This is a genomic window from Sphingomonas ginsenosidimutans, from assembly GCF_002374835.1.
Classification (GTDB): Bacteria; Pseudomonadota; Alphaproteobacteria; order Sphingomonadales; family Sphingomonadaceae; genus Sphingomonas; species Sphingomonas ginsenosidimutans.
Genome location: NZ_NWVD01000003.1, coordinates 1 through 24,851 on the forward strand (window position 1 = coordinate 1; position 24,851 = coordinate 24,851).

Consider the following 24,851-nt stretch of genomic DNA (forward strand, 5'->3'; position numbering starts at 1 on the left):
TAGGCATGCCGCCAGCGTTCGTTCTGAGCCAGGATCAAACTCTCAAGTTTGATGCTCGATTCAGCCCCGGCGGAATAACCAGAACCAAACCGCTCACTTCAAGGAGCCGTTCCTGCACTTCACATAAATGGATACGTGAAAGACACATGAAACGGCCAACTTCTAACGACCCCAACGCACCTTGTATGCGCTAGACCCGCAGAACCACCGTCCACATGTCCCTTCATCTCAATCACAATGTCAAAGAGCCGACCGACGTCAAAACCGGACAACCTTCGTACCCCGCTATCTCTATCGGGGGACTTGGTGTCCGTCTGATGTGGCGACCGATGCGAGCGGCTGAAAGAGCAGCACCGCGTCGGTGGAGTGGCTTCTATGCCCGGGTTCCAACATCGTCAAATACTTTTTGCAATTTTCTTTCACGGCCGCCGCAAACCCGCAGAATTCCGTGCTTTTTAACGCCCCGGTGAGGTGATCCGGGGTAACGGCAGCCATGGTCGCGCCGACGAATCACGCCCCCGATGCCGGGAATCGGGCCCCGGAATCGCTTTCCACGCGGATTCGGCGGGCGGTGTTGTGGCGTTCGGGCAGCCAGGTGATCGCGCAGATCGTGCAATGGGGCGCGACCTTCCTGGTGATCCGTATCCTGACCCCCGCGGACTATGGTCTGTTCGCGATGACGCAGGTCGTGCTGATGCTGGCGGCGATGCTGAACGGCATGGGGCTGGCCAATGCGCTGGTCCGCGCGCCGGAACTGCGCCGCGAGGATGTCGCGCGCGTCTTCGGGATGCTGATCGCCGCGAATCTGGCGCTGGCCGCGATCCAGGTCGCCGCCGCGCCGCTGGTCGCGGCTTATTATCGCGAGCCGCGCGTTGCCGAGATCCTGCGGGTGCAGGCGCTCCTTTACCTCGCCAATCCATTGATCGCGCTGGCGCAGGGCCAGCTGGCGCGGACGCTGGAATTCGCCCGCCAGGCGCGGGTCAACATCCTGGCGGCGCTGGCAGGGGCGGGCACCGCGCTGACCGGCGCGCTGCTGGGCTGGGGGGTATGGGCGCTGGTGGCGGCGCCGATCGCGCTGTTCGGCGCGCGCGCGATCGGGCTGACGATCGCGGCGGGGAGCGTGCCGCGACCGTCGTTCGCGTTTCGCGGTGCGGGGGCGTTCGCGCGGTACGGCGGGCTGGTCGCCGCGGGGCAGTTCTTCGCCTTCGTGTGGAGCCAGGCCGATGTCGCGATCGCGGGGCGGATCGTCGATGCGCGCACGCTGGGGCTGTACGCCACCGCACTGTTCCTGGTGCAGATCGTCGTGTCGAAGGTGGTGCCGCCGCTCAACGAAGTGGCGTTCGCCGCCTATGCGCGGTTGCAGGGCACGCCCGGCGCGGTCGGGCGGGCGTTCCTGACGCTGGTGCGCGCGGTGATGGTGGTGGCGATGCCGTTCTACATGGGACTGGCGAGCGCGGCGGAGCCGGTCGTGCTGACCGCGCTCGGCCCGCACTGGCACGATGCCGCGCCGATCGTCGCGCTGCTGGCGCTGTCGATGCCGGCCTATACGCTCTACGTCCTGCTCGGCCCGGTATGCGACGCGCTGGGTCGGCCGGGCATCGCCACCGCCAATGGCGCCACCGCGGCGGTGATCGCGCCGCTGGCGGTGATCGTCAGCGTGCAATGGGGGATCATGGCGCTGGCCGCGTCGTGGATCGCGACCTTTGCGCTGCTGCTGGCGATCGGCGCGCGGCGCGCGCTGCCGGTGATCGGGGTGAGCGCGGGCGAGTTGGTCCGCGCGGCGGCGCCGGCGGTGAGCGCATCGCTCGCGATGGCGGCGGTGGTCCTGCTGGTCGACCGCGCGCTGCCGCCGCTGGCCGCGCCGACGCGTATCGGCCTGCTGGTCGCCACCGGGGGCGCGGTCTATGCCGGGTGGCTGCTGGTGTTCGCACGCACCTCGATCGCGGCGCTGCTGTCGTTGGTCAGGCCGCGGCCAGCCGCCTGATCGCGGCGCGCGTCTCGTCCAGATAGGTGCGCCCGTCGAAGCGGCAGGTGCCGACGAAATGCATCACCCCCACCCCCGCCGGCACGCCATCGTTCCAGAAATTGCGATAGCGGTCATACGGGAGCAGCAGCGGATCGGCGCTGTTGGCGACGACGACGTTCGAGGTCACCTGCTCCGTTCCCCATTCGCGCCAGCGCGCGGCGCCGACGATCCCCTCGGCGGCGCGGCTGAAGCTCTCCGCAACGGCGCGCCCTTCGCTCGAAGGGGCGAAGCCGGCGAACCCCGAACAGCCGCGGACGTAGCGGGCGATGCCGGTGCGGTCGATCGCCTGTTCGATCGCGCGCTGGACGTGACGGCTGTTCTCGGGCGCCAGCCGCGCGACGAAATCGTCCGCGGCCAGCAATTGCGCCGATTCCTCGCCGCGCAGCGTGAAGCAGCGCCCGGCATCGATCGCCGCCGCCACCTCCGGCACCGCGCCCAGCGTCAGCGTGTCCGAATCGAGCTGGATGACATAAGCGTCGCGCCGCAGGTCGAGGATCGTCAGCAGCCGTTCCCATGTGCCGCCGCGCGGGCATGGGCCGGTATCGACCGCGTCGATCGCGATGATGCGCGGATCGGCGAGATGCCAGGCCAGCAGGTCGCGGTCACGGGGCGTCAGCGTGCCGTCGTCGACGATCACCACCCGCCCGCGCCCCAGCGCCAGTGCGAAGGTCTTCACCGCCACCAGATAGGGCAGCACCGAGGCGGTGCCGACCATCGAGAGCAGGATGACGCCGTCGTCGCGGGCCGTGAGCGGCGGCGTATCGCGCACGCCGCGCACGATCCAGCCGTGCTGCGGCAGCTTGAGGTGCCAGTTGATATGCTCGGCAAGCGTGGGCATCGGGCCTTCCTACGCGGCGCGGCTTAACGCTTCGTCTCGACCGCCGGACACGAAGCGGCCCCGCCGGCCACGAAGGGCGGGCGGGGCCGGACCGTCATCGCAGCGAAGCGAAGGGCGCGCCTATTCGGCCGCAGCCTCGGCAGCCGCCGTGCGGACGCGGCGGCGGCGCGGCTTGGGTGCCTCTTCCGCGACATCGCCGGCGTCGGCGGCGGGCGCCGGTTCCGCGGCGGCGGAAATGCCCAGCGACGGCGGCAGGCGATCGGCGTCGAAGCCGGCCGCCTCGACCGGCGCGGCGGCCTCGCGCGGCTTGCGCGTGCGGCGACGCGGCGCGGCGCCTTCGTCGGCCGGAGCGGCTTCCGCCGTTGCGGCGGTCAGCGGCGCGCGATCGTCCTCAGCACCGGCATGGCCGTTGCGCCCGCCCTCTACCGGGGCGGCGTGACCGTTGCGGCGATCCTGGCGATCCTCTCGCGCGGGGCGACGATCCTGACGATCCGGACGATCCTCTCGCCCGCCCTCACGCCCGGCGAACTCGCGGTTCCCGTCGCGCTGGCGATCGCGGCCGCGGTCGCCACGCTCGCGCTGCGGCGCATCGGCCTCGCTGGCGCGCGCCTGTTCCTCGCCGCGGATCGGCTCGCCTTCGTCACCGAAGTCGTCGATATCGTCGAACTGGTCGAAATCGTCGCGGGTGCGGCGCTGCGGCTGGTCGTCGGTGCGGCCGCGCTGGTCGGCGAGGACGCGGAAATAATGGTCCGCGAACTGCAGATAATATTCGGTGTTGACGCGATCGCCGGACATTTGCGCGTCGCGCGCCATGTTCTTGTATTTTTCGAGCAGCTGCGCCGCATTGCCGCGCGCGCGACTGTCGATCCGATTGCCGCTGTCACGCTGTCCCTGGCCGCCGCCGCCCTGGCGCTGGCCACCACCACGGCCGCGACGGCGACCGTTCTGACGGTTATTGATCAAATCACTGTCCTCGTCCCGAAAACCAAAGCCCCGAAATCAAAACCGGCCCTTGCACGCCCCGGTCAGCCGACGATCGGTCCGACGCAGGGCGCTGGTTGCAGCAATGTCCCGCCGCACATCGACCATGGTCGATGCGGGCCTGCCATGGCCGCCGGACTGCAGCGGCTAATGACGAAGGGAGGACAAGACGCCTCGTACAACCGTATCGTGAGTGCGCGTGCCCCGCCCGTGTCTCTAGCGGCTCGGCAGGCGTTCTCAAAGGAAAATATTGGGATGCGCACGCGCTGCTTCAACCGCCCGATCCGGCCATCGCGATCACGCAGCGGTCGCGCCCGCCCAGATCGCGGCGAACCGTGGCCGACAACCCTTCGGCCGCCAGCAGCGCGGGCACCGCCGCGCCCTGGTCCCAGCCGATCTCGATACAGGCGACCCCGCCCGGCGCCAGCAGCGCGCGCAACTGCGGCGCAATGCGTCGATAGTCGTCCAGCCCGTCAGCCCCGGCGAACAGCGCCTGCGCTGGTTCGTAGCCGCGCACCTCGGCCGGCAGATCGGCATCGGTCGCGATATAGGGCGGGTTGGCGAGGATGAGGTCGAACCGCTCCGCCAGCCCCGCGCCCCAGTCGCCGAGCCGGAAGGCGGCGCGCGCGCCCATCCCCAGCGCCTGCGCATTGCCGCGCGCCTGACCCAGCGCGGCGGCGGAGGCGTCCACCCCCAGCCCGCTCGCCCCCGGCCACTGCGCCAGCGCGGCGAGCAGCAGCGTCCCCGGTCCCGTGCCCAGATCGAGGATCCGTGCGGGGCCGGCGGTGCCCGCGAAATGATCGACCGCCGCCTCGATCAGCGTCTCGCTGTCAGCACGCGGCACCAGCGCGCCCGGGCCGACCGCCAGGTCGATCGTCCAGAAGGCGCGCGTGCCGGTGATATAGGCGACCGGCTCGTGCGCGGCGCGCCGCTCCACCAGCGCGGCGAAAGCGGGCGGCACCGGATGGTCGCCGAGCGTCAGCAGCAACCGCTCGCGGGTGATCCCCATGGCATGCGCCAGCAGCAGTTCGGCATCGAGCCGCGGCGTCGCGGAAAAGCCGAAGCGCGCGGCCGCCTCGCGCAGCGCGGTGCGCGCGTCGGTCATCGCCGCGGCGCGCCCGCGAATGTTGCGAATGTTGAGACGATCGCGGGGTTGGGGGCGGGGGGCATCGGGGGTGTCGGTTCCTTGGTGGTGGTTGGGGCGTAGCGGGTCGGGGGGGCGTAGGACAGCCGGCAGGGGCGTTCGCCGCAAGAACGTCGCCGCTGCGAAAGGTTGGGGCCGTCCGGTCGGTTGGCGCGGCGGGTGACGTCTGGGGCGCGCGGAGCGGTGGCGGGCGTGCAGCATGGGTGTAGCGCTGGTGGCGCCGCGGCGAAGCCGCGTCGTCGGACGGGTGCTGCGCCCCGCCGGCCGCGCCTGGCCGAGTCCCGTCGCGGCGCGCGACGGGCCGGCCTACGCGTCCAGCGTCGCCAGCCGTTCGGCTTCGTCCTGCGCGATCAGCGCGCCGAGCAGTTCGTCCATCTCCCCCTGCAGGATTTCCGGCAGGCGGTGCAGCGTCAGGTTGATGCGATGATCGGTCACGCGCCCCTGCGGAAAGTTGTAGGTGCGGATTCGTTCGGAGCGGTCGCCCGATCCGACCATCGCGCGCCGCGTGCCCGATCGTTCCGCCGCCAGCCGCTCGCGCTCCGCCTCGTACAGGCGGGTGCGCAGCACCTTGAGCGCCTTGGCCTTGTTCTTGTGCTGCGACTTTTCGTCCTGCTGGATCACGACCAGCCCGGTGGGCAAATGGGTGATGCGCACCGCGCTGTCGGTGGTGTTGACCGACTGGCCGCCGGGGCCGGACGAGCGATAGACGTCGATGCGCAGGTCCTTCGCCTCGTCGATCTGGACGTCGACCTCCTCCGCCTCGGGCAGGACCGCGACGGTCGCGGCGGAGGTGTGAATGCGCCCGCCGCTTTCGGTGACGGGCACGCGCTGGACACGGTGGACGCCGCTTTCGAACTTCAGCTTCGCGAACACGCCGGTGCCGGTGACGCTGGCGACGACTTCCTTGTAGCCGCCCGCGTCGCTGTCCGACGCGGAGATCAGCTCGACCCGCCAGCCCTGCCGCTCGGCATAACGCTGGTACATGCGGAACAGGTCGCCGGCGAACAGCGCCGCCTCGTCCCCGCCGGTGCCGGCGCGCACCTCCAGCATCGCCGAGCGCTGGTCGGCCGCGTCACGCGGCAAGAGCGCGAGCGCGAGGCGGCGGTCGGCAGCCTCCAACGCGGCCTTGTTGTCGCGCAGTTCCTCCTCGGCCAGCGCGCGCAGCTCGGCATCGGCATCGCCGGTCATGAAGGCGAGGCTGTCGGCCTCCTGCCGCAGCCGCCGCACCTCGCCCGCCGCCTGCGCGACGGGTTCCAGCTCGGCATATTCCTTCGACACCGCGACGAAGCGGTCGCCGTCGAGATTGCCGGTCGCCATCTGCGCTGCCAGTTCGTCGCGCCGCGCCTCGATCTGGCGGATGCGGTCGGGAGAAATCGACGTCATCAGAGTGGCCGAACCACCGCATCAATCTGACCCGCCCTCGGGTTCTCCCACGAACGTTCTATCGTGAAACCCTTAGCGAGCGCGCTAAGGATGGCTTCGACGTGAGTATCGCCAAGCTCATGGTCTTGGTTCGCTCGAACCGAGATACCCGCCGCGTTCTCCCCCGAAAATTGTTCCGTGGCGACGATAACGCGACCGCCCGATTTGACTTTAGCAGCCTCCTCGAATCGTTTTTTGGCTTTGCCTCGGAAGCCCAAATCCACGATGAACCCCGAGCGGCGCAGGTTCGCGGCGATACGGGTCGCCATCTGTTCAGCGGATGGCGCCTCTGGAATTACAGAAACATCCGGCCGCTCCGCCGCCGGCTCCTCGATCAGCATCGCCAGCCGCTCGATCCCCGCGGCCCAGCCCACGCCCGCGGTCGCCGGGCCGCCGAGGCTCTCGACCAGCCCGTCGTAGCGCCCGCCGGCCAGCACGGTGCCCTGCGCGCCCAGCCGGTCGGTGACGAATTCGAACGCGGTGTGGCGATAGTAATCCAGCCCGCGCACCAGCCGTTCGTTGCGCGTCCAGCGCACGCCCGATGCGTCCAGCCCCTTCTGCACCGCCTCGAAGAAGGCGCCGGCCTCCGCGCTCATGAACGCGTCGATGCCGGGCGCGGCATCGGCGATCGAGCGGTCGCGCGGGTCCTTCGAATCGAGGATGCGCAGCGGGTTCTTGTCGAGCCGCGCCAGGCTGTCCTCCGACAGCTCGCCGCGGTGCGCGGCAAAATGCGCGACCAGCGCGTCGCGCCACGCATCGCGCGTCGCGGCATCGCCGAGCGTGTTGAGCTGGAGCGTCACCCCGTCGGCGATGCCCAGTTCGTGGAGCAGCTGGTCGGCGAGCGTCAGCAGCTCGACATCCGCCGCCGGTTCGGGCGCGCCCAGGACTTCGGCGTCGATCTGGTGGAACTGGCGATAGCGGCCCTTCTGCGGGCGTTCGTAGCGGAACACCGCGCCGCTCGTCACCAGCTTGACCGGCGCATATTGCTGCCAGCCGTTGGTGATATAGGCGCGTGCGATCCCGGCGGTGAATTCCGGGCGCAGCGTCAGCGAATCGCCGCCCTTGTCGGGGAAGGTGTACATCTCCTTCGACACGACGTCGGTGGTCTCGCCGATCGAGCGCGCGAAGACCGCGGTATCCTCGAACACCGGCACCTCGACGCGTTCGAAACCGTAGAGCCGGCGGACGCGGTCGAACGCGTCCAGCACGCGCGCGAACCGGCGCTGCTCCTCGCGAAAGATGTCCTGGGTGCCGCGCACGCGGCCGGGGGTGGGAATACGGGCCATATAGGGGCCGGGTATCTAGTGCTGCCGTGCGGGAATCGCTAGCGGGATTGCATGAACGACGTGCGCCGCTGGTGGGGTCTGGGACAGCGCGTGGCACCGCCGCGCTTCATCCTGTTCGTGATCGTGTTCGCGGTGGCGACGCCGCTGCTGCAGGGCGAGGTGGGCACGGGGCGCGCGGTGATGGGCGGGTTCGACATCGCCGCGGCGATATTCCTCGCCTCGATGATCCCGCTGTTCCGGCATGACGATCCGGTGCGGATGCGCCGCGCCACGCGCGCCAACGACGCCAATCGCGCGCTGTTGCTGGCGATTACCGGCGCGGTATCGCTGGTGATCCTGGCGGCGGTGCATGACGAGCTGAAGGGGCGCAACACCGGCGGTGCGATCGCGTTCGTGATCGTCACGCTGGCGCTGGCGTGGCTGTTCTCGAACCTGGTCTATGCGCTGCATTACGCGCACCTGTTCTACATGTCGGCGCCGGACGGGAAGGATGCGCGCGGCATCGACTTTCCGGGCACCGACACGCCCGATTACTGGGACTTCCTGTATTTCAGCTATACGCTCGGGATGACGTTCCAGACGTCCGACGTGGAGATCACCGACGGGCGGGTGCGGCGGATCGTGACCGGCCAGTGCCTGGCGGCGTTCGTGTTTAACCTGGGCGTGATCGCGTTCAGCATCAACGTGCTGGGCGGCGGATAGGTGTGGACAGGCGGGCGGAGGGGCCGTTACGCCTGTGCGATACGCCATAACCTGACGGGACGCCCCACCGCATGATCCGATCGCTCGCCGCCGCCGCCGCGCTGCTGTCCACCGCCGCGCTCGCCCACCCGCTCGCCGCGCAGGTGCCCGCGGGCAATTCCGCGCCGCAGCCGGTGCCGTTCGTCGATACGATCCCCGCGCCGCGCGACACCCCCTTCCCCGGCACGATCCGGCTGGCGGTGGACGCCACCGACACGCAGCGCGGCATCCTGCGCGTGAAGGAGACGATCCCGGTGCCTGAGGCCGGGCATATGGTGCTGCTGTTCCCCAAATGGCTGCCCGGTGCGCATTCGCCGCGCGGCGAGATCGAGAAGCTGGCCGGGCTGGTCGTCACCGCGAACGGCAAGCGGCTGGACTGGACGCGCGACCCGGTCGACGTCTTCGCCTTCCACATCGACGTGCCGGCGGGCGCGAAGGCGATCGAGGCGAATTTCCAGTTCCTGTCCGCGACGAAGAGCGACCAGGGGCGCATCGCGGTGACGCCGACGATGATTTCGCTTCAGCCCAATTCGGTCAGCCTGTATCCGGCGGGGTACTTCACCCGCCAGATCCCGATCCAGATGACGGTCACCTGGCCGCAGGGATGGACCGCGGCGGGCGCGATCCCCGCGAAGGTGGCGGGCGCGACCTCCACCTACGACACCACCAATTACGAGATCCTGGTCGATTCGCCGATCCTGGCGGGCAAGTACGGGAAGGTCTGGCCGCTGACCGACCGGGTCAACCTGAACGTCTTCGCCGACACCCCCGACGAACTGGCCGCCACCCCCGAACAGATCGCCGCGCACCGCCGGCTGGTGGAACAGGCGGTCAAGACGTTCGGCGCGCAGCATTACGACCGCTACGAATTCCTGCTGTCGATCACCGACCGGCTGGGCGGGATCGGGCTTGAGCACCACCGGTCGAGCGAGAATGGCGTGACGCCCGGCTATTTCACCAAGTGGAACGACGGGCCCGGCCGCCGCAACCTGCTGCCGCACGAATTCACGCACAGCTGGGACGGCAAGTTCCGCCGCGGCGCGGACCTGTGGACCCCTGATTTCCGCACCCCGATGCGCGATTCGCTGCTGTGGGTGTACGAAGGGCAGACGCAATTCTGGGGCTATGTGCTCCAGGCGCGCTCCGGCCTCGTCTCGAAACAGGACACGCTGGACCAGCTGGCGGCGATCGCGGCCACCTATGACAGCCAGCCCGCGCGCGCGTGGCGCGACCTGATCGATACCACCAACGATCCGGTCATCTCCGCCCGCCGGCCGAAGGGGTGGACCAGCTGGCAGCGCAGCGAGGATTATTACAACGAAGGGCTGCTGGTGTGGCTGGACGTCGATTCGCTGCTGCGCGAGAAATCGGGCGGGACGAAGTCGATCGACGATTTCGCGCGCGCCTTCTTCGGGGTGCGCGACGGCGACTGGGGCGAGCTGACCTATACGTTCGACGATGTCGCCGCGACGCTGAACGCGATCGTGCCGTGGGACTGGGCGGTGTTCCTGAAGCAGCGGCTGACCGAACATGCCAAGGGCGCGCCGCTCGACGGCTTCACCCGCAACGGCTACCGGCTGGTCTATACCGACACGCCGACGCCGTCGTCGAAGGCGGCGGAGGCCGCCGCGAAGAACACCAACCTGACCTGGTCGGGCGGGCTGATCGCCAATGCGACGGGCGAGCTGACGTCGGTGACATGGGACAGCCCGGCGTTCGCCGCGGGGATGACGGTGGCGGACCAGATCGTCGCGATCGACGGCGATGCTTGGTCGGCGGACCGGCTGAAGGCCGCGATCACCGCCGCGAAGGGCACGAAGGAGCCGATCCAGCTGACCGTAAAGCGTGGTGATTCCTATCGTTCGGTCGCGCTCGACTATCACGGGGGCTTGCGCTACCCGCGGCTCGAGAAGACCGGCACCGGGGACAGCGGACTCGACCGGCTTCTGGCGGCTCGCTGAACAGCGAGCGGCCCGACAAGACGCCTCTATAGGGGAAGAGAATGCGTATCGATCTGATTCCCGTGGGCAAGAGCCCGCCGGACGACCTGAACGTGGTGATCGAGGTTCCGACCGGCGGCGAGCCGGTGAAGTATGAATTCGACAAAGCATCCGGCGCGCTGTTCGTCGACCGGATCCTGCACACGCCGATGCGCTATCCGGCGAACTACGGCTTCGTGCCGCACACGCTGTCGCCCGACGGCGACCCGCTCGACGCGCTGGTCGTCGCGCGATCGCCGTTCATCCCCGGCTGCGTCGTGCGCGCGCGCCCGATCGCGGTGCTGAACCTGGAGGACGAGGCCGGCGGCGACGAGAAGCTGGTCTGCGTGCCGGTCGATTCGACCTTCCCCTATTACGCCAATGTCGGCGAGAAGGACGACCTGCCGGAAATCGTGTTCCAGCAGATCGAGCATTTCTTCACCCACTACAAGGACCTGGAGAAGAAGAAGTGGGTGCGCATCGGCACCTGGGGCGGCCGCGAGGAAGCGCGCCGCATCACGCTGGAAGCGATCGACCGTTACGAAGCCGCCAAGGCCGAGGGCAAGGAACCGCACGAACACGACGTGCCGGGACGCTGAGCGAAACCCGGATCACCGGATCGGGGGCGGCGCGACACCGGTCGCGCCGCCCTTTTCCTTTGGATCTGCGTCGCCGCTACATCCTCTCCGTCATGCCGGGCCTGTTCCGGCATCCACCGTGCCGCGCGCGCCACAAGGGTTTCATCGTGCGGAACGGTGGCCCCCGGAACACGTCCGGGGTGACGGGTGGAAGACGGGTGCCGCGATCGCCCCGCCCTCAATGCCCCGCGGTCAGTTTCAGCCCCGCGATGCACGCCACCGCGCCGACGATCAGCAGCAGCCGCACCGGCGTCGCCGCCTCTCCGTAGAAGATGATCCCGACCAGCACGGTGCCCAGCGCGCCGATCCCGGTCCACACGGCATAGGCGGTGCCCATCGGGATCGACCGCGCCGCCCATTCCAGCAGCAGCATCGACAACAGCACCGACGCCAGGAAGCCGGCGGTCCAGCCGATATGGCGGAACCCGTCGGCGTTGCGCAGGCAGGTGGTGAACCCCACTTCGAACAGCCCGCCCGCCACCAGCCACACCCATGCCATCACTCGCGTCCCTGCCCCGTGCCGGCGCCCGCCAGCGCGTGCAGCGCCGCGCCGTCGACGCGCTGCACCGTCCATTCGTCCTGCGCCACCGCGCCCTTCGCGCGATAGAATTCGATCGCGGGCAGGTTCCAGTCGAGCACCCACCATTCGAACCGCGCATAGTCGCGCGCCACCGCGATCCGCGCGAGATGCGCGAGCAGCGCGGCCCCCGCCCCCGATCCGCGCGCGGCAGGGGTGACGTACAGGTCGTCCAGCCACATGCCGCGCCGCCCGGTCCAGGTGGAAAAGGTGGTGTAGAAGATCGCGAAGCCGATCGGCGCGCCGTCGCGCTCGGCGATCACCGCCTCGGCCGCCGGGGTCGGGCCGAACAGCGCGGCGTGCAGCATCGGCACGGTCGCCTGCACCGCATCCGGCTCCCGCTCGAACGCAGCCAGCGCGCGGACGAAATCGAGGATCGCCGGCACGTCGGCGGGGGTGGCGGGGCGGATCGCGGGCGGATCTGCGGGCGCGGTCATGTCATCGGCTCCATTGTTTCGGCGGCGATGTCGCTGCGCCGCGCGCCGTACAGGCAGGCGCCGACGATGATCGCCGCGCCCAGCAGCGTGGCGGTCGCCACCCGTTCCCCGAACACCAGCCAGCCAAGTCCCGCGGCATAGACGAACGACGTATATTCGGTCGTCGCCAGATACCCCGTCTCGCCATGCGCATAGGCCCAGGCGAGCAGGAACAGCGATGCGGTGGCCAGCGCCGCAGCGACCAGGATCTTCGGCCATTCGCCGGCGGCGGGCAGGTGCGCCAGCCACGGCGCGGCGAGCAGCAGGATCAGCGTGACGATCGCCGACTGGACGAACGCGATCTCCCCCGGGCGGGCGACCTGGCTCTGCAACCGCGCGACGATCAGGTTGAAGGCGTAGAGCACTGCCGAGGCCAGGATCGCAATCGCCCCCGCCAGCGCATCCGGCGCCGCGGCGCCGCGCGACTGGCCCGCCAGGATCACGCCGACCCCGGCCAGCGCCGCCAGCGAGGCGACGATCACGCGCCGCCCGACCCGTTCCTTCAGCAACGCCGCGCCCAGCACCAGCGCCAGCAGCGGCGCGATATAGGCGAGCGAGATCGCCTGCGCCATCGGCACCCGCGCCAGCCCCCAGAAGAACAGCAGCGCCATCGCGGTCGTCAGCGCGCCGCGCGCGACATGCAGCCGGAGCGCCCGCGCAGTCGGCCAGCCCCCACCGCCCGCGCCCCATGCCACCGCGCCGAACAGCGACCCGGCGCCCATCCGCCACAGCAGCGCGTTATAGACGCCGATCGCCAGCGTCAGCGATTTCATGAAGGCGTCCATCACCGAAAACAGCCCGATCCCCGCCGCCGCCACCGCGAAGGCGAACGCAGGCGACAGATGGCGGGAAGAACGGCGGGTCATGGCGCGGCGGTATCACGTCGGCTAGGCCGCGACGACAGGAACCGGCAAGGAAAAGGCGCCCGCGATGCTCCGTCCGCTCATCATGCTGCTGCTGGCCGCGGCGGCGACCCCGCCCGACGCCGCGGGCCGAACCGAGGTGATCGACCGCGCGGCGCTGGCGCGGCTGCGCGGCAACGAGGGCGTGTCGCTGCAGTGGATCGACTGGGACGGTACGCACCGCGGCTTGCTGCACGTCCGGCAGCCGGGCGCGCTGGTGCATATCGACGGGGAACAGCGCGCCGCCGGGCAGCCGGGGGTGCTGACGATCGACGGCGACGTGCTGCGCATCGCGGCGCGCGAGTTCACCTTCCGCGGGCGGATCGTCATCACCGACACCCCCGACGTCGGCCGCCAGTGCGTCCGCGACGGCACCTTCACCTTCCGCATCACCGGCACGCGCCGCTACTGGCGGTTGCAGCAGATGGAGGCGTGCGACGGCCTGACCGATTACGTCGACATCTATTTCTGAGGCGCGCCGCTCAGCGGATCAGGCGGATCTCCAGCCCGACGTCCAGCGCCGCCCAGGCGTGATCGGCGGTCAGCACCTCGGTGAGGTTCACCGTCGACAACAGCAGCGGCCCGGTTTCCTGCGACAATCGCTCGCCACCCGGCTCGCCCAGCAGGAACGCAAGCACGACCGACGAATCGACGACCAGCGTCACTCCCCCCAGTCCTGCCGCCGTTCGCGCAGGAACCGGTCGACGCTATATCCCTTCATCGCATCGCGCAGCCGTGAGAGCGCGGCGGCGGGATCGTCGCGGTGCAGGACAAGATGCTCGCCATCGCGTTCCAGCACCACCGAATCGCCGTCCCTGATCCCCAGTTCGCGGCGCAGCGCGGCGGGGATGACGATCTTGCCGCCGGCGATCACCTTCGCATGATAGGTCATGTCACGCCCTCCAGGACGCGACATATGCGACAGGTCCTACTCGGCGGCCAGTACCGGCGCGGCCTTGGCCGCGTCCGCCGCCTCGATCTCGGCGGCCTTGGCCTCGACCAGCCTGACGATATGCTCGATCATGTCGGCGTCCTGGACGTGATGGTCGGTGACGCCCGACAGATAGACCATGTGCTTGCCGTTGCCGCCGCCGGTGATGCCGATGTCGGTCTCGCGCGCCTCGCCCGGGCCGTTGACGACGCAGCCGAGCACCGACAGGCTCATCGGGGTGCGGATGTGCTGGAGCCGTTCCTCCAGCGCCTGCACGGTGCGGATCACGTCGAAGCCCTGGCGCGCGCAGCTCGGGCAGCTGACGACGCGCACGCCGCGGTTGCGGATGCCCAGCGCCTTCAGGATCTCGAACCCGACGCGCACCTCGTCCTCCGGCTCGGCCGACAGGCTGACGCGGATCGTGTCGCCGATCCCGAACCACAGCAGCGATCCGATGCCGATCGCGCTCTTCACCGTTCCGCCGACGAAGCCGCCCGCCTCGGTGATGCCCAGGTGCAGCGGGCAGTCGACCGCTGCCGCCAGCTGCTGGTACGCGGCGACCGCCAGGAAATGGTCGGACGCCTTCACCGCGACCTTGTATTCGTGGAAATCATGGTCCTGCAGCAGCTTGATATGATCGAGCGCGCTTTCGACCAGTGCGTCCGGGCACGGCTCGCCATATTTTTCCAGCAGGTGCCGTTCCAGCGACCCGCCGTTGACGCCGATGCGGATCGCGCAGCCATTGGCCTTGGCCGCGCGCACCACCTCCGCCACGCGCTCCGACGAGCCGATGTTGCCCGGGTTGATGCGCAGGCACGCCGCGCCCGCGTCCGCCGCCTCCAGCGCGCGCTTGTAGTGGAAATGGATGTCGGCGACGATCGGCACCTTCGCCGCGCGCACGATCTGGCCCAGCGCCGCGGTGCTTTCGACATCGGGGCAGCTGACGCGGATGATGTCGACGCCCGCCTCCTCGCAGCGGCGGATCTGGTCGATCGTCGCGGCGGCATCCTCGGTCAGGGTATTCGTCATCGTCTGGACGGTGACGGGCGCGTCGCCGCCGACGGGGACGTTGCCGACCATGATCTGGCGGCTCGCGCGGCGCTGGATATCGCGCCAGGGACGGACGGACATGAAGGCTTCCTATCGGTTCGCGGGCGATATAGCGATCCGCGCAGCAAAACGGAAATGGGGAGAGGGATGATGACGCTGTCGCTGTACGAGGCACTGGTCCCGTCGATGCTGCAGACGCTGGGCGCGGTCGACGGCCTGCTGACCAAGGCGGAGGCATATGCCGCCGAACACGGGCTGGCGCCGTCCGAGCTGATCGACGCGCGGCTGGCGCCCGACATGGCGCCGCTGGGCTATCAGGTGAAGGCGTGCCGCGAACATTCGCTCGCCGCGATCGCGGGCGTGCGCGACGGGCATTTCACCCCCAGCCGCGCGCCGTGGCCGACCGATTTCGCGGGCCTGCACGCGCTGCTGGCGGAGGCGACCGGCGCGCTGACCGCGCTGGACGCCGCCGAAATGGACGCGCTGGCCGCCGCGCCGGTCGATTTCGTGATGGGCGAGATGCGGCTGCCGTTCACCGGCACGACGTTCCTGCTGTCCTTCTCGCAGCCCAACTTCTATTTCCACGCCACCACCGCCTATGCGATCCTGCGGATGAAGGGATTGCCGCTGGGCAAGACCGATTTCCTCGGCCGGCTGCGCCTCGGGCGTTGATAGGAAGGCGCGCCAAGGGGTTAGCGTCGCGCCGCCGAAGCTGTTAGGGGCGCGCGCGATGCAGCGGCACTACGGCCTCGACTGGCTTCGCATCGGGGCGTTCGCGATCCTGATCCTCTACCACGTGGGCATGGTGTTCGTGCCATGGGACTTCCACGTGAAGCTGCCGGGCGCCTGGTGGGTGGCGGTGCCGATGATGGCGTCGAACCCGTGGCGGCTGGCGCTGCTGTTCGTCGTATCGGGCTATGCCAGTCGCGCGCTGTTCCTGCGCAACAAGGTGCCGTGGCGGTTCGCGCGCCAGCGCAGCCTGCGGCTGCTGGTGCCGCTGGCGTTCGGGGTGGCGGTGATCGTGCCGGTGCAGCCGTGGGTCGAACTGACCAGCCGCTACGGCTACGCCCACGGCTTCTGGCATTTCTGGCTGCACGACTATTTCCGCTTCGGCGCGCTGGGCCCGCTGGTGCTGCCGACGTGGAACCATCTGTGGTTCGTCGGCTATCTGTGGGTCTATACGCTGGTGCTGGCCGCGCTGGTCGCGATCGTGCCGGCGCGCGGGCGGCGGGCGGCGCAGCGCGGCTTTGCCTGGATCATGCGCGGCCCGGCGCTGCTGCTGCTGCCGATCGGGTGGATGGTGCTGGTCAATTTCGTCCTGTTCCCCGGCGGGCGCGAAACGCATGCGCTGACGGACGACTGGGTGGCGCACGCGACCTATTTCCCCGCCTTCCTGTTCGGTTTTGCGCTGGCGTGTGCGCCCGCGACGCTGGCCGGGTTCGTGCGGCGGTGGCGCGAATCGGCGGGGATCGCGATCCTGGCCTATCTTCTGGTCGCGGCGATCGAGATCCGCTGGCCGGGCAACACCATGCCCGCGCCATGGGGCACGGCCTTCTCCGTCGCGCGCGCGGTGGAAGGATGGGCGGCGGTCGCCGCGCTGATCGGCTATGCCGACGGACACTGGAACCGCGACCATCGCTGGCGCCCGATGCTGACCGAGGCGGTGTTCCCCTTCTACATCGTCCACCAGTCGGTGATCGTGGTGGTCGCCTTCTGGCTGCGCGCCACCGGCTGGCCGGTGTGGCTGGACGCGATCGTGCTGGTCGCCGCGACGGTGGCGGGGTGCTGGGCCTTCTACCTGATCGGCCGCGCGATCGGGCCGTTGCGCCCGCTGATCGGGCTGCGCCGCCACGCTTCGCGCCGGAGCGGCGTCGATCCACGCCCGGCGATCGCGTGAACGTTACTGGCCGAAACGTTACTGCCCGAACGTGCCGGGGCGGTAGAGCAGGGTGATCGCGACGCGGCGGTTGCGCGGATCCTGCGGATTGTCGGCGATCATCGGCTCGCGATCGGCCACGCCCTCGATCCGGTTGAAGCGCGATTCGGGGATACCGCCCAGCGCCAGCCGCCGCCGCGTCGATTCGGCACGGCCCGACGACAGCATCCAGTTGTTCATGGCGCGCGGATCGCCGAACGGCAGGCTGTCGGTATAGCCGCGGATCATGATCGGGTTCTCGGTCTCGCCGATGCCCTTGGCGACCAGCCCGATCAGCTCGCTCGCCTTCGAATCGAGCGTCGTCGTGCCCAGCGCGAACATCGAATAATCGGCGTCGTCGATCAGGTCGATGCGCATCCCGTCGGGGGTCATCGTGAAGCGGATATGCTTGGCCAGATTGGCCATGTCGCGGCTCTGCGCCATGCGGCGCATCACCTCCTGCTTGAGCCGCGCGAAATTGCGCTGGTCCTCCTGCGCCGCCGCGCTGCGCAGCGACCCCTTGGTACCGAAGCCGCGGACCTCGCCCGGCGCGCGTTCGGTGACGAGCGCGATGGCGCGGATCTCCGCGGTGCCCGCCTTGGCGCCGATCTTCTCCTTCGAGGTGATCGATTCGCCGCCGAACACGCCGCTGCCGCCCAGCCCGACCACCTTCTTGTCGATCAGCGTCGGCGCGAAATAATCGGCGATGCCCTTGCGCTGCTTCTCGGTCGTCGCGCCCAGCAGCCACAGCAGCAGGAAGAACGCCATCATCGCGGTCACGAAATCGGCATAGGCGACCTTCCACGCGCCGCCGTGGTGCCCCGCGGCGATCACGTTGATCTTCTTGACGATGACGACCTTGGGCGGCTGGTTGTTGCCGTGCGGAGCCTTGGCCATCGCGCTTACTTACCGCGCAGCCCGTCGAACACCTCGGCGAAGCCGGGCTGGTTCTTGTGGTCGATGCCCGAGCGCGCCGCCTCGATCACCAGCGGCTGCGGATGGCCGTGGAGCGAGGCGATGATGATCTGCTTGACGACGTGATAGATCGCCGCATCGGCCGCGATCACCTGCTTCAGCCGGCCCGCGAACGGATTGACGATACCATAGGCCAGCAACACGCCCATGAACGTGCCGACCAGCGCCGAACCGATCATCCCGCCCAGCACCGCCGGCGGCTTGTCGATCGAGCCCATGGTCTTCACGATGCCCAGCACCGCGGCGACGATGCCCAGCGCGGGCAGCGCGTCGGCCAGGCTCTGCAACGTGTGTTCCGGCCCCTCGACCTCGTGGTGGTGGGTCTTGATGGCATTGTCCATCACCTCCTCCACCGCATGGACGTCGAGCGTGCCGGACGAGACCACGACCAGCCGCAGCGTGTCGGCGATCAGGTTGACCAGGGTATGGTCCTTCAGCAGCTTGGGATATTCGGCGAACACCGCCGAGGACTTGGGATCCTCGACATGCGGCTCCAGCGCGATCGGCCCTTCCATGCGCAGCATCTTCATCAGCTTGCTGACCAGGAAGATGACGTCGAGATAGTCCTGCTTCTTGTACTTCGGCCCCTTGAACACCTTGGCCAGGCCGCCGCCCATCGCCTTCAGCTCGCCCATCGAATTGCCGATGATCAGCGCGCCGGCCGCGGCGCCGCCGATGATGAGCATTTCGTGCGGGATAGCGTGGAAGACGGGGCCGAGATTGCCGCCGGTGATGGCGAACCCGCCGAACACCATGCCGAGAAGGACGACGAGGCCGATGGCCGCAAACATGCGCGTTTCCCCGTAAGAAGGACGTGACGGTTACCGCAGCGTGGTTAACCCGGCAGGGGTAGCGAAGTGGTTACCGCGCGCGCGAAATTCGTACCGACCCCCTCCCCGCTCCTGCCGTCCCCGATCGCGCCGCCGGCGGCACGCCCCCGCGACGAAACCGCCGCCGGCGCACGGCGACGCCGCCGCGCGCGCGGCCGCGCGATCAGCGCAGATAGGTGAACAGCGACAGCTGCGACAGTTTCGAGAAGCTCTGCTGCGTCGCGTTGAGGATCGTCAGCGTCTTCGACAGCTCGGTATAGGCCTTGGTGACGTCGACATCCTCCAGCGAGGACCGCAGGTCCGCGCGGTCCAGATTGGAACTGTCGAGCAGCCCCTGTTGCAGATCGACCCGCGCCGCGCGCGCGCCGACCGACGCCTGCACCACCGATACCTGTTCGCTGGCCTCCTTCAGCGGCGCCATCGCGGCATTGGCGACGGTCTCGCTCGCCGTACCGGTCTGCAACGCGGCGGCCAGCGTCGACAGCGCCTGCAACGTGTCGCCGGAGCCGGAGGTGAAGATGCGCGCGGCGGTCTCGGTCGGCTGGACCGACACGCCGTCGCCGATCGGGATTTCCGACAGCTTGTTGGCGGTGTTGTAGGTGAAGGTGCCGTTCGCGTTGCGGATCACCGCATCGGTGCCCGCCAGGCTGCCGAACAGCGGCTGACCGCGCAGGTCCTTGGTATTGCCCAGCCCGATCAGCGCATCGACGATCGAGGACAGCTGGTCGCCGATCACCTTGCGGTCGCTGCCGCTGAGCGCGCCGTTGGCGGCCTTGTTCACCAGTTCGGTCGCCTGCTGCATCTGCACGCTGATCGACCCCAGCGTCGAATCGGCCTGCTGGAGCAGCGCGGCCGACAGGTCCAGGTTCTTGCCATAGACCTCGGCATCGGCGTCCTTGCGCGCCAGTTCGGCGATCTGCTGCGCCACCGCCACGTTTTCGGACGGGTTGGTGATCTTCTTGCCGGTGGCGATCTGCGTCTGAAGCCGCGTGGCGGTCTTCATCAGATCGCTCATCTTGCCGGCGGAGCGTTCGAACAACAGGCTGCTGGAAATCTGCATCGCGCTTACCTGATCTCGAGGATCGACTGGAACGTTTCGCGGGCGACCTGCACCACGCGGCTGGACGCCTGATATGCCTGCTGGAAGCGGACCAGATCGATCGCCTCCGCATCGAAATTGACCCCCGACAGCTCCGACCGGGCGGTCAGCGCGCCGTCATGGATCGCGGTCTGCGCGTCCGACACCAGGTTGCGCTGCTTCAGCGTGGCGGCATTCTGGGTCACCAGTTTCTGCACGCGGCCTTCGTAATCGTCGCTGACGCGCAGCCCCGCGAGCGTCGCGAGGTTGCTGGCGTCGCGCTGCCCGCCGGTCTTGGCGGCGGCGATCTTCGCGCCATCGCTCAGCGCGACGGTGAATTTCGTCGGATCGCCCGCGGCGACGGTGAACAGGTCGGTGCCGGTCGCGCCGTTCAGATCCTGTCCACTGCGCTGCAGGGTGTTGACGGTGCTGGTGAACTTGTCGGCGATCGCGCCCAGTTCCTGGCGGGTCGAGAAGATGCGCTGCGCGCCCTCCGCCACGCCGGCCAGCGCGCCGCCTTCGGGACTCATCAGCTGCGACGATCCGTCGGCACGGGTCACCTGCAACGCGACGTTGCCGTTGCTGCGCGCATAGCCGACGTTGGTCGCCTCGCGCACGTCGACCAGCACCGGTCCGCTGTTGCCGCCGGCACGCACCGTGGCGCGGCCGAAGGAATCGAACTGCGCGTCGATGTCGGTCAGCCCGCTCATCTGTTCCAGCAGCTGGTCACGCTGGTCCTGCAATGCCGCCGCAGCGGACGTGCCGGGCACGACGGTCATCAGACCCTGGTTGACCTTCAGCACCGCCTGGTTGAGCCGGTTGAGCTCGCCGACGTTCTGGACCGCGCGCGAATCGAGCTCGGTCATCGATTCGTCGAGCGAGCGCGCGGTCACGCCGAACGAATCGGCGACCGACGCCGACGCGCTCAGCATCCCGGCGCGCAGCGCGGTGCTGGTCGGTTCGCCCTGCAGCGCGGTCGCCGCGCCGAAGAAGGCGGTCATCTGCGTCGTCAGCGCGCCGCCGCCCAGCGCGGTCTCGATCCGCTGGAGCCACACCGAACTGGCCTGCGTGCGGGCCAGATCGGCACCGGCGTTGCGCACCGCCGCCTCGGTATAGGGATTGCTGGACCGGCCGACGCCGTCGACGATGACGCCGCTGCCGTTGAGGGTTCCGCTGCCGTAGCTGCCCGCCGACGCGACCTCGCGCATCACCGTCGTGCGGCGCACATAGCCCGCAGTCCCGGCGTTCGCGATGTTCTCCGACGTCGTCGTCAGCGCGGTCTGATACGCGCGGACGCCCGAAGCGCCGATGGCGAGCAAGTCACTCATTCTAACTGCGTGCCATGACCGACATTAAGATTCGGTTGAGATTTCGCGAGAAAATCGGTCATCGCCTTGCCGATGCCGACCGGCGTGTGCTCGGCCATGTGGCGCACCGTCGCCTGGTCCTGCATGTCGCGGAAGGTGTCGAGCGCCTTGCTGTCGAACAGCGGGTCGGACAATTTGGCCTGGCGCATCGACTTCAGCATCATGCCGGTGAACACCGCCTCGAACTGCTGCCCGGCCTTGGCCAGGTTGTCGCGCGTCTCGGTGCGGCCCAGCCCCGAATCGATCCCGGTCGCACCGGAAATGGTCGGCATCGTCGTCATCACAGCACCACCAGTTCGGCCTTGAGCGCGCCGGCTTCCTTCAGCGCCTCCAGGATCGCCACCAGATCGGCGGGGCTGGCGCCGATCGCGTTCACCGCCTTCACCACATCGGCCAGCTTCGGGCCGGGCGACAGCAGGAACATCGGCTTCTTCTCCTCCTCGACCGACACGTTCGAGCGATTCTCGAGCGCGGTCTGCCCGCCGCTGAACGGCGCGGGCTGGCTGACGCGCTGATTCTCGTCGATGCGCACCGTCAGCTTGCCGTGCGTCACCGCCGCCGCGCCCAGCCGCACGGCCGAGTTGATGACGACCGTGCCGGTGCGCGCGTTGACGATCACCTTGGCGGACGGCTCGGCGGTCTCCACCGCCAGATTCTCGATCTGGCTCATCAGCGTCGCGCGCACGTCGGCGCCGACCGGCGCGCGCACCGCCACCGACACCGCGTCGGTCGCCTGCGCGGTGCCCAGCCCGAAGCGGCGGTTGATCGCGGCGGCGACGTTCTGCGCGGTGGTGAAGTCCGCGCGCGCCAGATTGTAGGTTAGGAACGGCGTATCCTCGAACCCGGTCGCGACCGCGCGCTCGACGGTGGCCCCTTCGGGAATGCGACCGGTGGAGGGGACGTTGACGACGATCTTCGATCCGTCCGCGCCCTCCGCGCCCAGCCCGCCGACCGCCAGATTGCCCTGCGCCATCGCATAGGTCTGCCCGTCGGCGCCCAGCAGCGGGGTCAGCACCAGGCTGCCGCCGCGCAGCGACTTGGCCTTGCCCATCGACGCGACGGTGATGTCGATCCGCTGGCCCGGCTTGGCGAAGGGCGGCAGTTCGGCGGTGATCATCACCACCGCGGCGTTCTTCATTCCCGGATTGGCGTTGGGCGGCAGCTGCAACCCGAAGCGCGAGGCGACCGCCTTCACCGACTGGACGGTATATTCGAGATTGTCGTCGCCGGTGCCCGGCAGCCCGACGACCACGCCATAGCCGGTCAGCTGGTTCGAACGGATGCCCTGGAACCCGCCCAGATCCTTGATCCGGTCGGCGGTCGCAGGGGTCGCGACCAGCAGCGCGGCCAGCGCGAGGAGGATGGCACGGATCATCAGAACGGGCTCACGACCTGGAAGAAGCGGGACAGCCAGCCCTGACGGCTGGAGCGGGCGACATCGCCCTTGCCGGTATAGGCGATCTGCGCATCGGCGACGCGGGTCGATTCCACGCGGTTGTCGCGATCGACGTCGGCGGTGCGCACGATCCCCTTGATCTGCACGAATTCGTCGCCGCGGTTCAGCGTCACGCGCTTCTGCCCCTGCACCAGCATCGTGCCGTTGGGATAGACTTCCGCGACGGTCACCGAAATCTCGCCGGTCAGCGAATTGGACTGGTCGGCCGCACCCGTGCCGTTGAAGCCGCGGTTGCCGCTGACGCTGGCATCGCTCGCGCCGAACAGGCTGAGCGCGCCGGTGGTCGGCGGGGTCAGGCCGAAGCCGCCCTTCGAATCGAGTTTCGACGACGACGTCTTGGACGCCGCGGTGCGTTCGACCAGCACGATCGTCAGCGGATCGCCGACGCGGCGCGCACGCCACCCTTCGTGCAGCGCGCCATAGCCGGCCGATGCCTGGAAGATCGCGCCATTGGCGGGCGGCGGCGGCGTCACCGGCGGCGCCAGCGGCGCACGGATCGCGGTGAAATCCTCCTTCGGCTTCTTGCGGCCGAACAGGCTGGCATCGGCGGGCGCCGGCGCGAACGCCGCCGCGACCAGCGCCAGCGCGGTCGCGCCCAGCGCCAGTTCGATCCAGCGCGCATCGCGCGCCAGCGGGCGAAGGGGGATGGGGCGGGTGGCCATGATCTGCATTCCTGTCGCGATCAGATGTTCTGGTTGGCGTATTTGAGCATCTCGTCGGTGGCCGAGATCATCTTCGAATTGACCTCGTACGCGCGCTGGGTCTCGATCATGTCGACCAGCTCCTCCACGACGTTGACGTTGCTCGCCTCCAGCTGGCCCTGCCGCACGCGGCCACGCCCGTCCTGCCCGCCGACGCCCAGATTGGCCGCGCCGCTGGCATCGGTTTCGAGGAGGATGTTGTCGCCGTTCGATTTCAGCCCGGCCGAATTGGGGAAGCTGGCGACCTGGATTTGCCCCAGGTTCTGCGACCCCGACTGGCCCGGGACGGTGGCGGACACGGTGCCGTCCATGCCGACGGTGATCTCGCTGGCGTTGGCCGGAATGGTGACGCCGGGCATCACCTGATACCCTTGGCTGGTGATCAGCATCCCTTCGGGCGAGCGGCTGAAATTGCCGGCGCGGGTATAGCCCAGCGTCCCGCCGGGCATCTGCACCTGGAAATAGCCGTCGCCGTCCAGCGCGACGTCCAGGCTGTTGCCGGTCTGGTTCATCGACCCCTGCGTTTCCATCCGCGCGGTGCCCTGCACGCGCACGCCGGTGCCCAGGTTCAGGCCGGTGGCATACTTGGTTTCCGAGCTGGACGGCGCGCCCGCAGCGGTGACGACCTGGTAGGACAGCGTTTCGAACGACGCGCGATCGCGCTTGAACGCGGTGGTATTCACGTTCGCCAGGTTGTTCGAGATGACCCGCATCCGCATGTCCTGGGCGTCGATCCCGGTACGTGCGATGTGCATGGCGGCGGTGGTCATGAGCTAATCCTTCCTCAGCCCGGCAGGCGCATCACGGATGCGCTCGATTCGTCCATGGTGCGTGCTTCCTTCAGAAGGTTCGCCTGCACCTCGTAGCTGCGCTGGTTCTCGATCATGTCGACCAGCGCCTGGGTCATGTTCACGTTCGATCCCTCGAGCGTGCCCGACGCGACCTTCGCGTCGAGATCGGCGGGCAGTGCGCCGCCGTTGGGAACCCGCATCAGATTGTCGAGACCTTTGACGGTCTGCGACCCCTTCGACGAGACCACCTTGATCCGGTCGATCACCTGCGGCCCGCCGGTGTCGCCCTGCGCGACGATCGCGATCGACCCGTCCTGGCCGATCGACAGCTGGCTGTACGGCGGCAGCGTGATCGGACCGGACTGGCCCACCACGATGAAGCCGTCGCCGGTTTCCAGCACACCCGAGGGCGACACCTGAAGGTCGCCGCGGCGGGTATAGGCCTCGCTGCCGTCGGCGGCCTGCACCGCGATCCAGCTGTTCTCGTCCGTCACCGCGACGTCCAGCGGGCGCCCGGTCTGCTGCAACGCGCCCTGCCGGCGGTCGATGTCGCGCACTTCCTGCCCGGTCGGCTGGCGCGCCGACAGCGTGGTGGTGCCGTCGGACAGGACGATGCGGTCGAAGATGACGCGATCGGCGCGAAAGCCGGTAGTGGAGGCGTTCGCCATGTTGTTGGCGATCGCGGCCTGCGCGGACATGTGCGCGCGCAGACCCGTCGCCGCCGTATAGACCAGCTTGTCCATCTAC

The 24,851-nt window shown here is 69.0% G+C and carries 27 protein-coding genes; 7 read left to right on the top strand and 20 right to left on the bottom strand.

Going from position 1 to position 24,851, the window contains the following annotated elements; translation table 11 throughout:
- Positions 1-571: 571 nt before the first annotated feature.
- Positions 572-1,984, top strand: coding sequence for a lipopolysaccharide biosynthesis protein (locus COA17_RS08350; RefSeq protein ID WP_245857576.1), 1,413 nt, complete (start codon positions 572-574; stop codon positions 1,982-1,984).
- Here COA17_RS08350 and COA17_RS08355 read toward each other — a convergent pair.
- From COA17_RS08355 to hisS, 5 genes are all read right to left on the bottom strand, one after another.
- Complete coding sequence (locus tag COA17_RS08355) at positions 1,962-2,864, bottom strand: hypothetical protein (RefSeq protein ID WP_096611709.1); 903 nt, start codon at positions 2,862-2,864, stop codon at positions 1,962-1,964. The genes COA17_RS08350 and COA17_RS08355 overlap by 23 nt on opposite strands.
- A gap of 120 nt (positions 2,865-2,984) precedes the next feature.
- Complete coding sequence (locus tag COA17_RS08360) at positions 2,985-3,827, bottom strand: DUF4167 domain-containing protein (protein WP_096611711.1); 843 nt, start codon at positions 3,825-3,827, stop codon at positions 2,985-2,987.
- Positions 3,828-4,116: 289 nt separating this feature from the next.
- A complete protein-coding gene (gene prmC, locus COA17_RS08365; RefSeq protein ID WP_096611713.1) occupies positions 4,117-4,950 on the bottom strand; it encodes a peptide chain release factor N(5)-glutamine methyltransferase in 834 nt (277 codons plus the stop codon).
- A gap of 345 nt (positions 4,951-5,295) precedes the next feature.
- Entirely contained in the window at positions 5,296-6,372 is a 1,077-nt protein-coding gene (gene prfA, locus COA17_RS08370) for a peptide chain release factor 1 (protein WP_096611715.1), read from the bottom strand.
- Positions 6,372-7,697 (bottom strand): histidine--tRNA ligase, encoded by a 1,326-nt coding sequence (gene hisS, locus COA17_RS08375; RefSeq protein WP_096611717.1) that lies wholly within the window; start codon positions 7,695-7,697, stop codon positions 6,372-6,374. The genes prfA and hisS overlap by 1 nt, the downstream gene beginning before the upstream one ends.
- 51 nt (positions 7,698-7,748) lie before the next feature.
- Here hisS and COA17_RS08380 point away from each other — a divergent pair, with 51 nt between their 5' ends.
- The 3 genes from COA17_RS08380 to ppa all read left to right on the top strand — a co-directional run bounded on the left by COA17_RS08380 (position 7,749) and on the right by ppa (position 11,016).
- Positions 7,749-8,399 (top strand): DUF1345 domain-containing protein, encoded by a 651-nt coding sequence (locus tag COA17_RS08380; protein ID WP_066490582.1) that lies wholly within the window; start codon positions 7,749-7,751, stop codon positions 8,397-8,399.
- 71 nt (positions 8,400-8,470) lie between these two features.
- The gene (locus tag COA17_RS08385) at positions 8,471-10,399 is read left to right on the top strand and encodes a M61 family metallopeptidase (protein ID WP_096611719.1); all 1,929 of its coding nucleotides are present in this window, start codon (positions 8,471-8,473) and stop codon (positions 10,397-10,399) included.
- 41 nt (positions 10,400-10,440) lie between these two features.
- Positions 10,441-11,016 (top strand): inorganic diphosphatase, encoded by a 576-nt coding sequence (gene ppa / locus COA17_RS08390; protein WP_066485400.1) that lies wholly within the window; start codon positions 10,441-10,443, stop codon positions 11,014-11,016.
- Between the two features lie 217 nt (positions 11,017-11,233).
- Here ppa and COA17_RS08395 read toward each other — a convergent pair whose 3' ends face one another.
- From COA17_RS08395 to COA17_RS08405, 3 genes are read right to left on the bottom strand one after another with little or no spacing between them, the layout of a single operon-like run.
- Positions 11,234-11,554, bottom strand: coding sequence for a DMT family transporter (locus tag COA17_RS08395; protein WP_070321679.1), 321 nt, complete (start codon positions 11,552-11,554; stop codon positions 11,234-11,236).
- Positions 11,554-12,069 carry a GNAT family N-acetyltransferase gene (locus tag COA17_RS08400; RefSeq protein ID WP_096611721.1) on the bottom strand — a complete coding sequence of 172 codons (516 nt, stop codon included), beginning with the start codon at positions 12,067-12,069 and terminating at the stop codon, positions 11,554-11,556. The genes COA17_RS08395 and COA17_RS08400 overlap by 1 nt, the downstream gene beginning before the upstream one ends.
- The gene (locus COA17_RS08405; RefSeq protein WP_096611723.1) at positions 12,066-12,974 is read right to left on the bottom strand and encodes a DMT family transporter; all 909 of its coding nucleotides are present in this window, start codon (positions 12,972-12,974) and stop codon (positions 12,066-12,068) included. Before COA17_RS08405 ends, COA17_RS08400 begins: the two co-directional genes overlap by 4 nt.
- Positions 12,975-13,038: 64 nt before the next feature.
- Between COA17_RS08405 and COA17_RS08410 the strand changes: the two genes are divergently transcribed.
- Complete coding sequence (locus COA17_RS08410; protein WP_141397060.1) at positions 13,039-13,482, top strand: hypothetical protein; 444 nt, start codon at positions 13,039-13,041, stop codon at positions 13,480-13,482.
- 10 nt (positions 13,483-13,492) lie between these two features.
- On the opposite strand, the gene COA17_RS08415 is transcribed toward COA17_RS08410, so the two are convergent.
- From COA17_RS08415 to ispG, 3 genes are read right to left on the bottom strand one after another with little or no spacing between them, the layout of a single operon-like run.
- A complete protein-coding gene (locus COA17_RS08415; RefSeq protein WP_096611727.1) occupies positions 13,493-13,675 on the bottom strand; it encodes a PIN domain-containing protein in 183 nt (60 codons plus the stop codon).
- Entirely contained in the window at positions 13,672-13,902 is a 231-nt protein-coding gene (locus COA17_RS08420; RefSeq protein WP_096611728.1) for an AbrB/MazE/SpoVT family DNA-binding domain-containing protein, read from the bottom strand. The genes COA17_RS08415 and COA17_RS08420 overlap by 4 nt, the downstream gene beginning before the upstream one ends.
- Positions 13,903-13,938: 36 nt before the next feature.
- A complete protein-coding gene (gene ispG / locus COA17_RS08425; protein ID WP_096611730.1) occupies positions 13,939-15,072 on the bottom strand; it encodes a flavodoxin-dependent (E)-4-hydroxy-3-methylbut-2-enyl-diphosphate synthase in 1,134 nt (377 codons plus the stop codon).
- Positions 15,073-15,138: 66 nt separating this feature from the next.
- Between ispG and COA17_RS08430 the strand changes: the two genes are divergently transcribed.
- Complete coding sequence (locus COA17_RS08430) at positions 15,139-15,663, top strand: DUF1993 domain-containing protein (RefSeq protein ID WP_245857578.1); 525 nt, start codon at positions 15,139-15,141, stop codon at positions 15,661-15,663.
- 58 nt (positions 15,664-15,721) lie between these two features.
- Positions 15,722-16,888 carry an acyltransferase family protein gene (locus COA17_RS08435; protein WP_096611732.1) on the top strand — a complete coding sequence of 389 codons (1,167 nt, stop codon included), beginning with the start codon at positions 15,722-15,724 and terminating at the stop codon, positions 16,886-16,888.
- An 18-nt stretch (positions 16,889-16,906) separates the two neighbouring features.
- On the opposite strand, the gene COA17_RS08440 is transcribed toward COA17_RS08435, so the two are convergent.
- The 9 genes from COA17_RS08440 to COA17_RS08480 all read right to left on the bottom strand — a co-directional run bounded on the left by COA17_RS08440 (position 16,907) and on the right by COA17_RS08480 (position 24,847).
- Positions 16,907-17,803 (bottom strand): flagellar motor protein MotB, encoded by an 897-nt coding sequence (locus COA17_RS08440; RefSeq protein ID WP_066486452.1) that lies wholly within the window; start codon positions 17,801-17,803, stop codon positions 16,907-16,909.
- 5 nt (positions 17,804-17,808) lie between these two features.
- The gene (motA, locus tag COA17_RS08445; RefSeq protein WP_066486453.1) at positions 17,809-18,672 is read right to left on the bottom strand and encodes a flagellar motor stator protein MotA; all 864 of its coding nucleotides are present in this window, start codon (positions 18,670-18,672) and stop codon (positions 17,809-17,811) included.
- A 202-nt stretch (positions 18,673-18,874) separates the two neighbouring features.
- Positions 18,875-19,771, bottom strand: a complete 897-nt coding sequence (locus COA17_RS08450) for a flagellin N-terminal helical domain-containing protein (RefSeq protein ID WP_066486454.1) — start codon at positions 19,769-19,771, stop codon at positions 18,875-18,877.
- A gap of 5 nt (positions 19,772-19,776) precedes the next feature.
- Entirely contained in the window at positions 19,777-21,117 is a 1,341-nt protein-coding gene (gene flgK / locus COA17_RS08455) for a flagellar hook-associated protein FlgK (protein ID WP_066486464.1), read from the bottom strand.
- Positions 21,114-21,437 carry a rod-binding protein gene (locus COA17_RS08460; RefSeq protein ID WP_096611734.1) on the bottom strand — a complete coding sequence of 108 codons (324 nt, stop codon included), beginning with the start codon at positions 21,435-21,437 and terminating at the stop codon, positions 21,114-21,116. Before COA17_RS08460 ends, flgK begins: the two co-directional genes overlap by 4 nt.
- The gene (locus tag COA17_RS08465; RefSeq protein WP_066486469.1) at positions 21,437-22,531 is read right to left on the bottom strand and encodes a flagellar basal body P-ring protein FlgI; all 1,095 of its coding nucleotides are present in this window, start codon (positions 22,529-22,531) and stop codon (positions 21,437-21,439) included. The genes COA17_RS08460 and COA17_RS08465 overlap by 1 nt, the downstream gene beginning before the upstream one ends.
- Positions 22,531-23,274: a flagellar basal body L-ring protein FlgH gene (locus tag COA17_RS08470; RefSeq protein WP_066486511.1), complete on the bottom strand. Its 744-nt coding sequence runs from the start codon at positions 23,272-23,274 to the stop codon at positions 22,531-22,533. Before COA17_RS08470 ends, COA17_RS08465 begins: the two co-directional genes overlap by 1 nt.
- A gap of 20 nt (positions 23,275-23,294) precedes the next feature.
- Entirely contained in the window at positions 23,295-24,083 is a 789-nt protein-coding gene (gene flgG, locus COA17_RS08475; RefSeq protein WP_066486472.1) for a flagellar basal-body rod protein FlgG, read from the bottom strand.
- A gap of 14 nt (positions 24,084-24,097) precedes the next feature.
- A complete protein-coding gene (locus COA17_RS08480) occupies positions 24,098-24,847 on the bottom strand; it encodes a flagellar basal body rod protein FlgF (protein WP_096611736.1) in 750 nt (249 codons plus the stop codon).
- Between the last annotated feature and the right edge of the window lie 4 nt (positions 24,848-24,851).

Excerpts from the sequence above, each read along its gene's own strand:
- COA17_RS08430 (WP_245857578.1), top strand. The coding sequence starts at position 15,139 with ATGATGACGCTGTCGCTGTACGAGGCACTGGTCCCGTCGATGCTGCAG.
- COA17_RS08410 (WP_141397060.1), top strand. The coding sequence starts at position 13,039 with ATGCTCCGTCCGCTCATCATGCTGCTGCTGGCCGCGGCGGCGACCCCG.
- COA17_RS08435 (WP_096611732.1), top strand. The coding sequence starts at position 15,722 with ATGCAGCGGCACTACGGCCTCGACTGGCTTCGCATCGGGGCGTTCGCG.
- COA17_RS08400 (WP_096611721.1), bottom strand. The coding sequence starts at position 12,069 with ATGACCGCGCCCGCAGATCCGCCCGCGATCCGCCCCGCCACCCCCGCC.
- prfA (WP_096611715.1), bottom strand. The coding sequence starts at position 6,372 with ATGACGTCGATTTCTCCCGACCGCATCCGCCAGATCGAGGCGCGGCGC.
- COA17_RS08460 (WP_096611734.1), bottom strand. The coding sequence starts at position 21,437 with ATGACGACGATGCCGACCATTTCCGGTGCGACCGGGATCGATTCGGGG.
- COA17_RS08465 (WP_066486469.1), bottom strand. The coding sequence starts at position 22,531 with ATGATCCGTGCCATCCTCCTCGCGCTGGCCGCGCTGCTGGTCGCGACC.
- hisS (WP_096611717.1), bottom strand. The coding sequence starts at position 7,697 with ATGGCCCGTATTCCCACCCCCGGCCGCGTGCGCGGCACCCAGGACATC.
- ppa (WP_066485400.1), top strand. The coding sequence starts at position 10,441 with ATGCGTATCGATCTGATTCCCGTGGGCAAGAGCCCGCCGGACGACCTG.
- COA17_RS08440 (WP_066486452.1), bottom strand. The coding sequence starts at position 17,803 with ATGGCCAAGGCTCCGCACGGCAACAACCAGCCGCCCAAGGTCGTCATC.
- COA17_RS08355 (WP_096611709.1), bottom strand. The coding sequence starts at position 2,864 with ATGCCCACGCTTGCCGAGCATATCAACTGGCACCTCAAGCTGCCGCAG.
- COA17_RS08380 (WP_066490582.1), top strand. The coding sequence starts at position 7,749 with ATGAACGACGTGCGCCGCTGGTGGGGTCTGGGACAGCGCGTGGCACCG.
- COA17_RS08420 (WP_096611728.1), bottom strand. The coding sequence starts at position 13,902 with ATGACCTATCATGCGAAGGTGATCGCCGGCGGCAAGATCGTCATCCCC.
- COA17_RS08405 (WP_096611723.1), bottom strand. The coding sequence starts at position 12,974 with ATGACCCGCCGTTCTTCCCGCCATCTGTCGCCTGCGTTCGCCTTCGCG.
- flgG (WP_066486472.1), bottom strand. The coding sequence starts at position 24,083 with ATGACCACCGCCGCCATGCACATCGCACGTACCGGGATCGACGCCCAG.
- COA17_RS08480 (WP_096611736.1), bottom strand. The coding sequence starts at position 24,847 with ATGGACAAGCTGGTCTATACGGCGGCGACGGGTCTGCGCGCGCACATG.
- flgK (WP_066486464.1), bottom strand. The coding sequence starts at position 21,117 with ATGAGTGACTTGCTCGCCATCGGCGCTTCGGGCGTCCGCGCGTATCAG.
- motA (WP_066486453.1), bottom strand. The coding sequence starts at position 18,672 with ATGTTTGCGGCCATCGGCCTCGTCGTCCTTCTCGGCATGGTGTTCGGC.
- prmC (WP_096611713.1), bottom strand. The coding sequence starts at position 4,950 with ATGACCGACGCGCGCACCGCGCTGCGCGAGGCGGCCGCGCGCTTCGGC.
- COA17_RS08470 (WP_066486511.1), bottom strand. The coding sequence starts at position 23,274 with ATGGCCACCCGCCCCATCCCCCTTCGCCCGCTGGCGCGCGATGCGCGC.
- COA17_RS08385 (WP_096611719.1), top strand. The coding sequence starts at position 8,471 with ATGATCCGATCGCTCGCCGCCGCCGCCGCGCTGCTGTCCACCGCCGCG.
- COA17_RS08395 (WP_070321679.1), bottom strand. The coding sequence starts at position 11,554 with ATGGCATGGGTGTGGCTGGTGGCGGGCGGGCTGTTCGAAGTGGGGTTC.
- COA17_RS08450 (WP_066486454.1), bottom strand. The coding sequence starts at position 19,771 with ATGCAGATTTCCAGCAGCCTGTTGTTCGAACGCTCCGCCGGCAAGATG.
- ispG (WP_096611730.1), bottom strand. The coding sequence starts at position 15,072 with ATGTCCGTCCGTCCCTGGCGCGATATCCAGCGCCGCGCGAGCCGCCAG.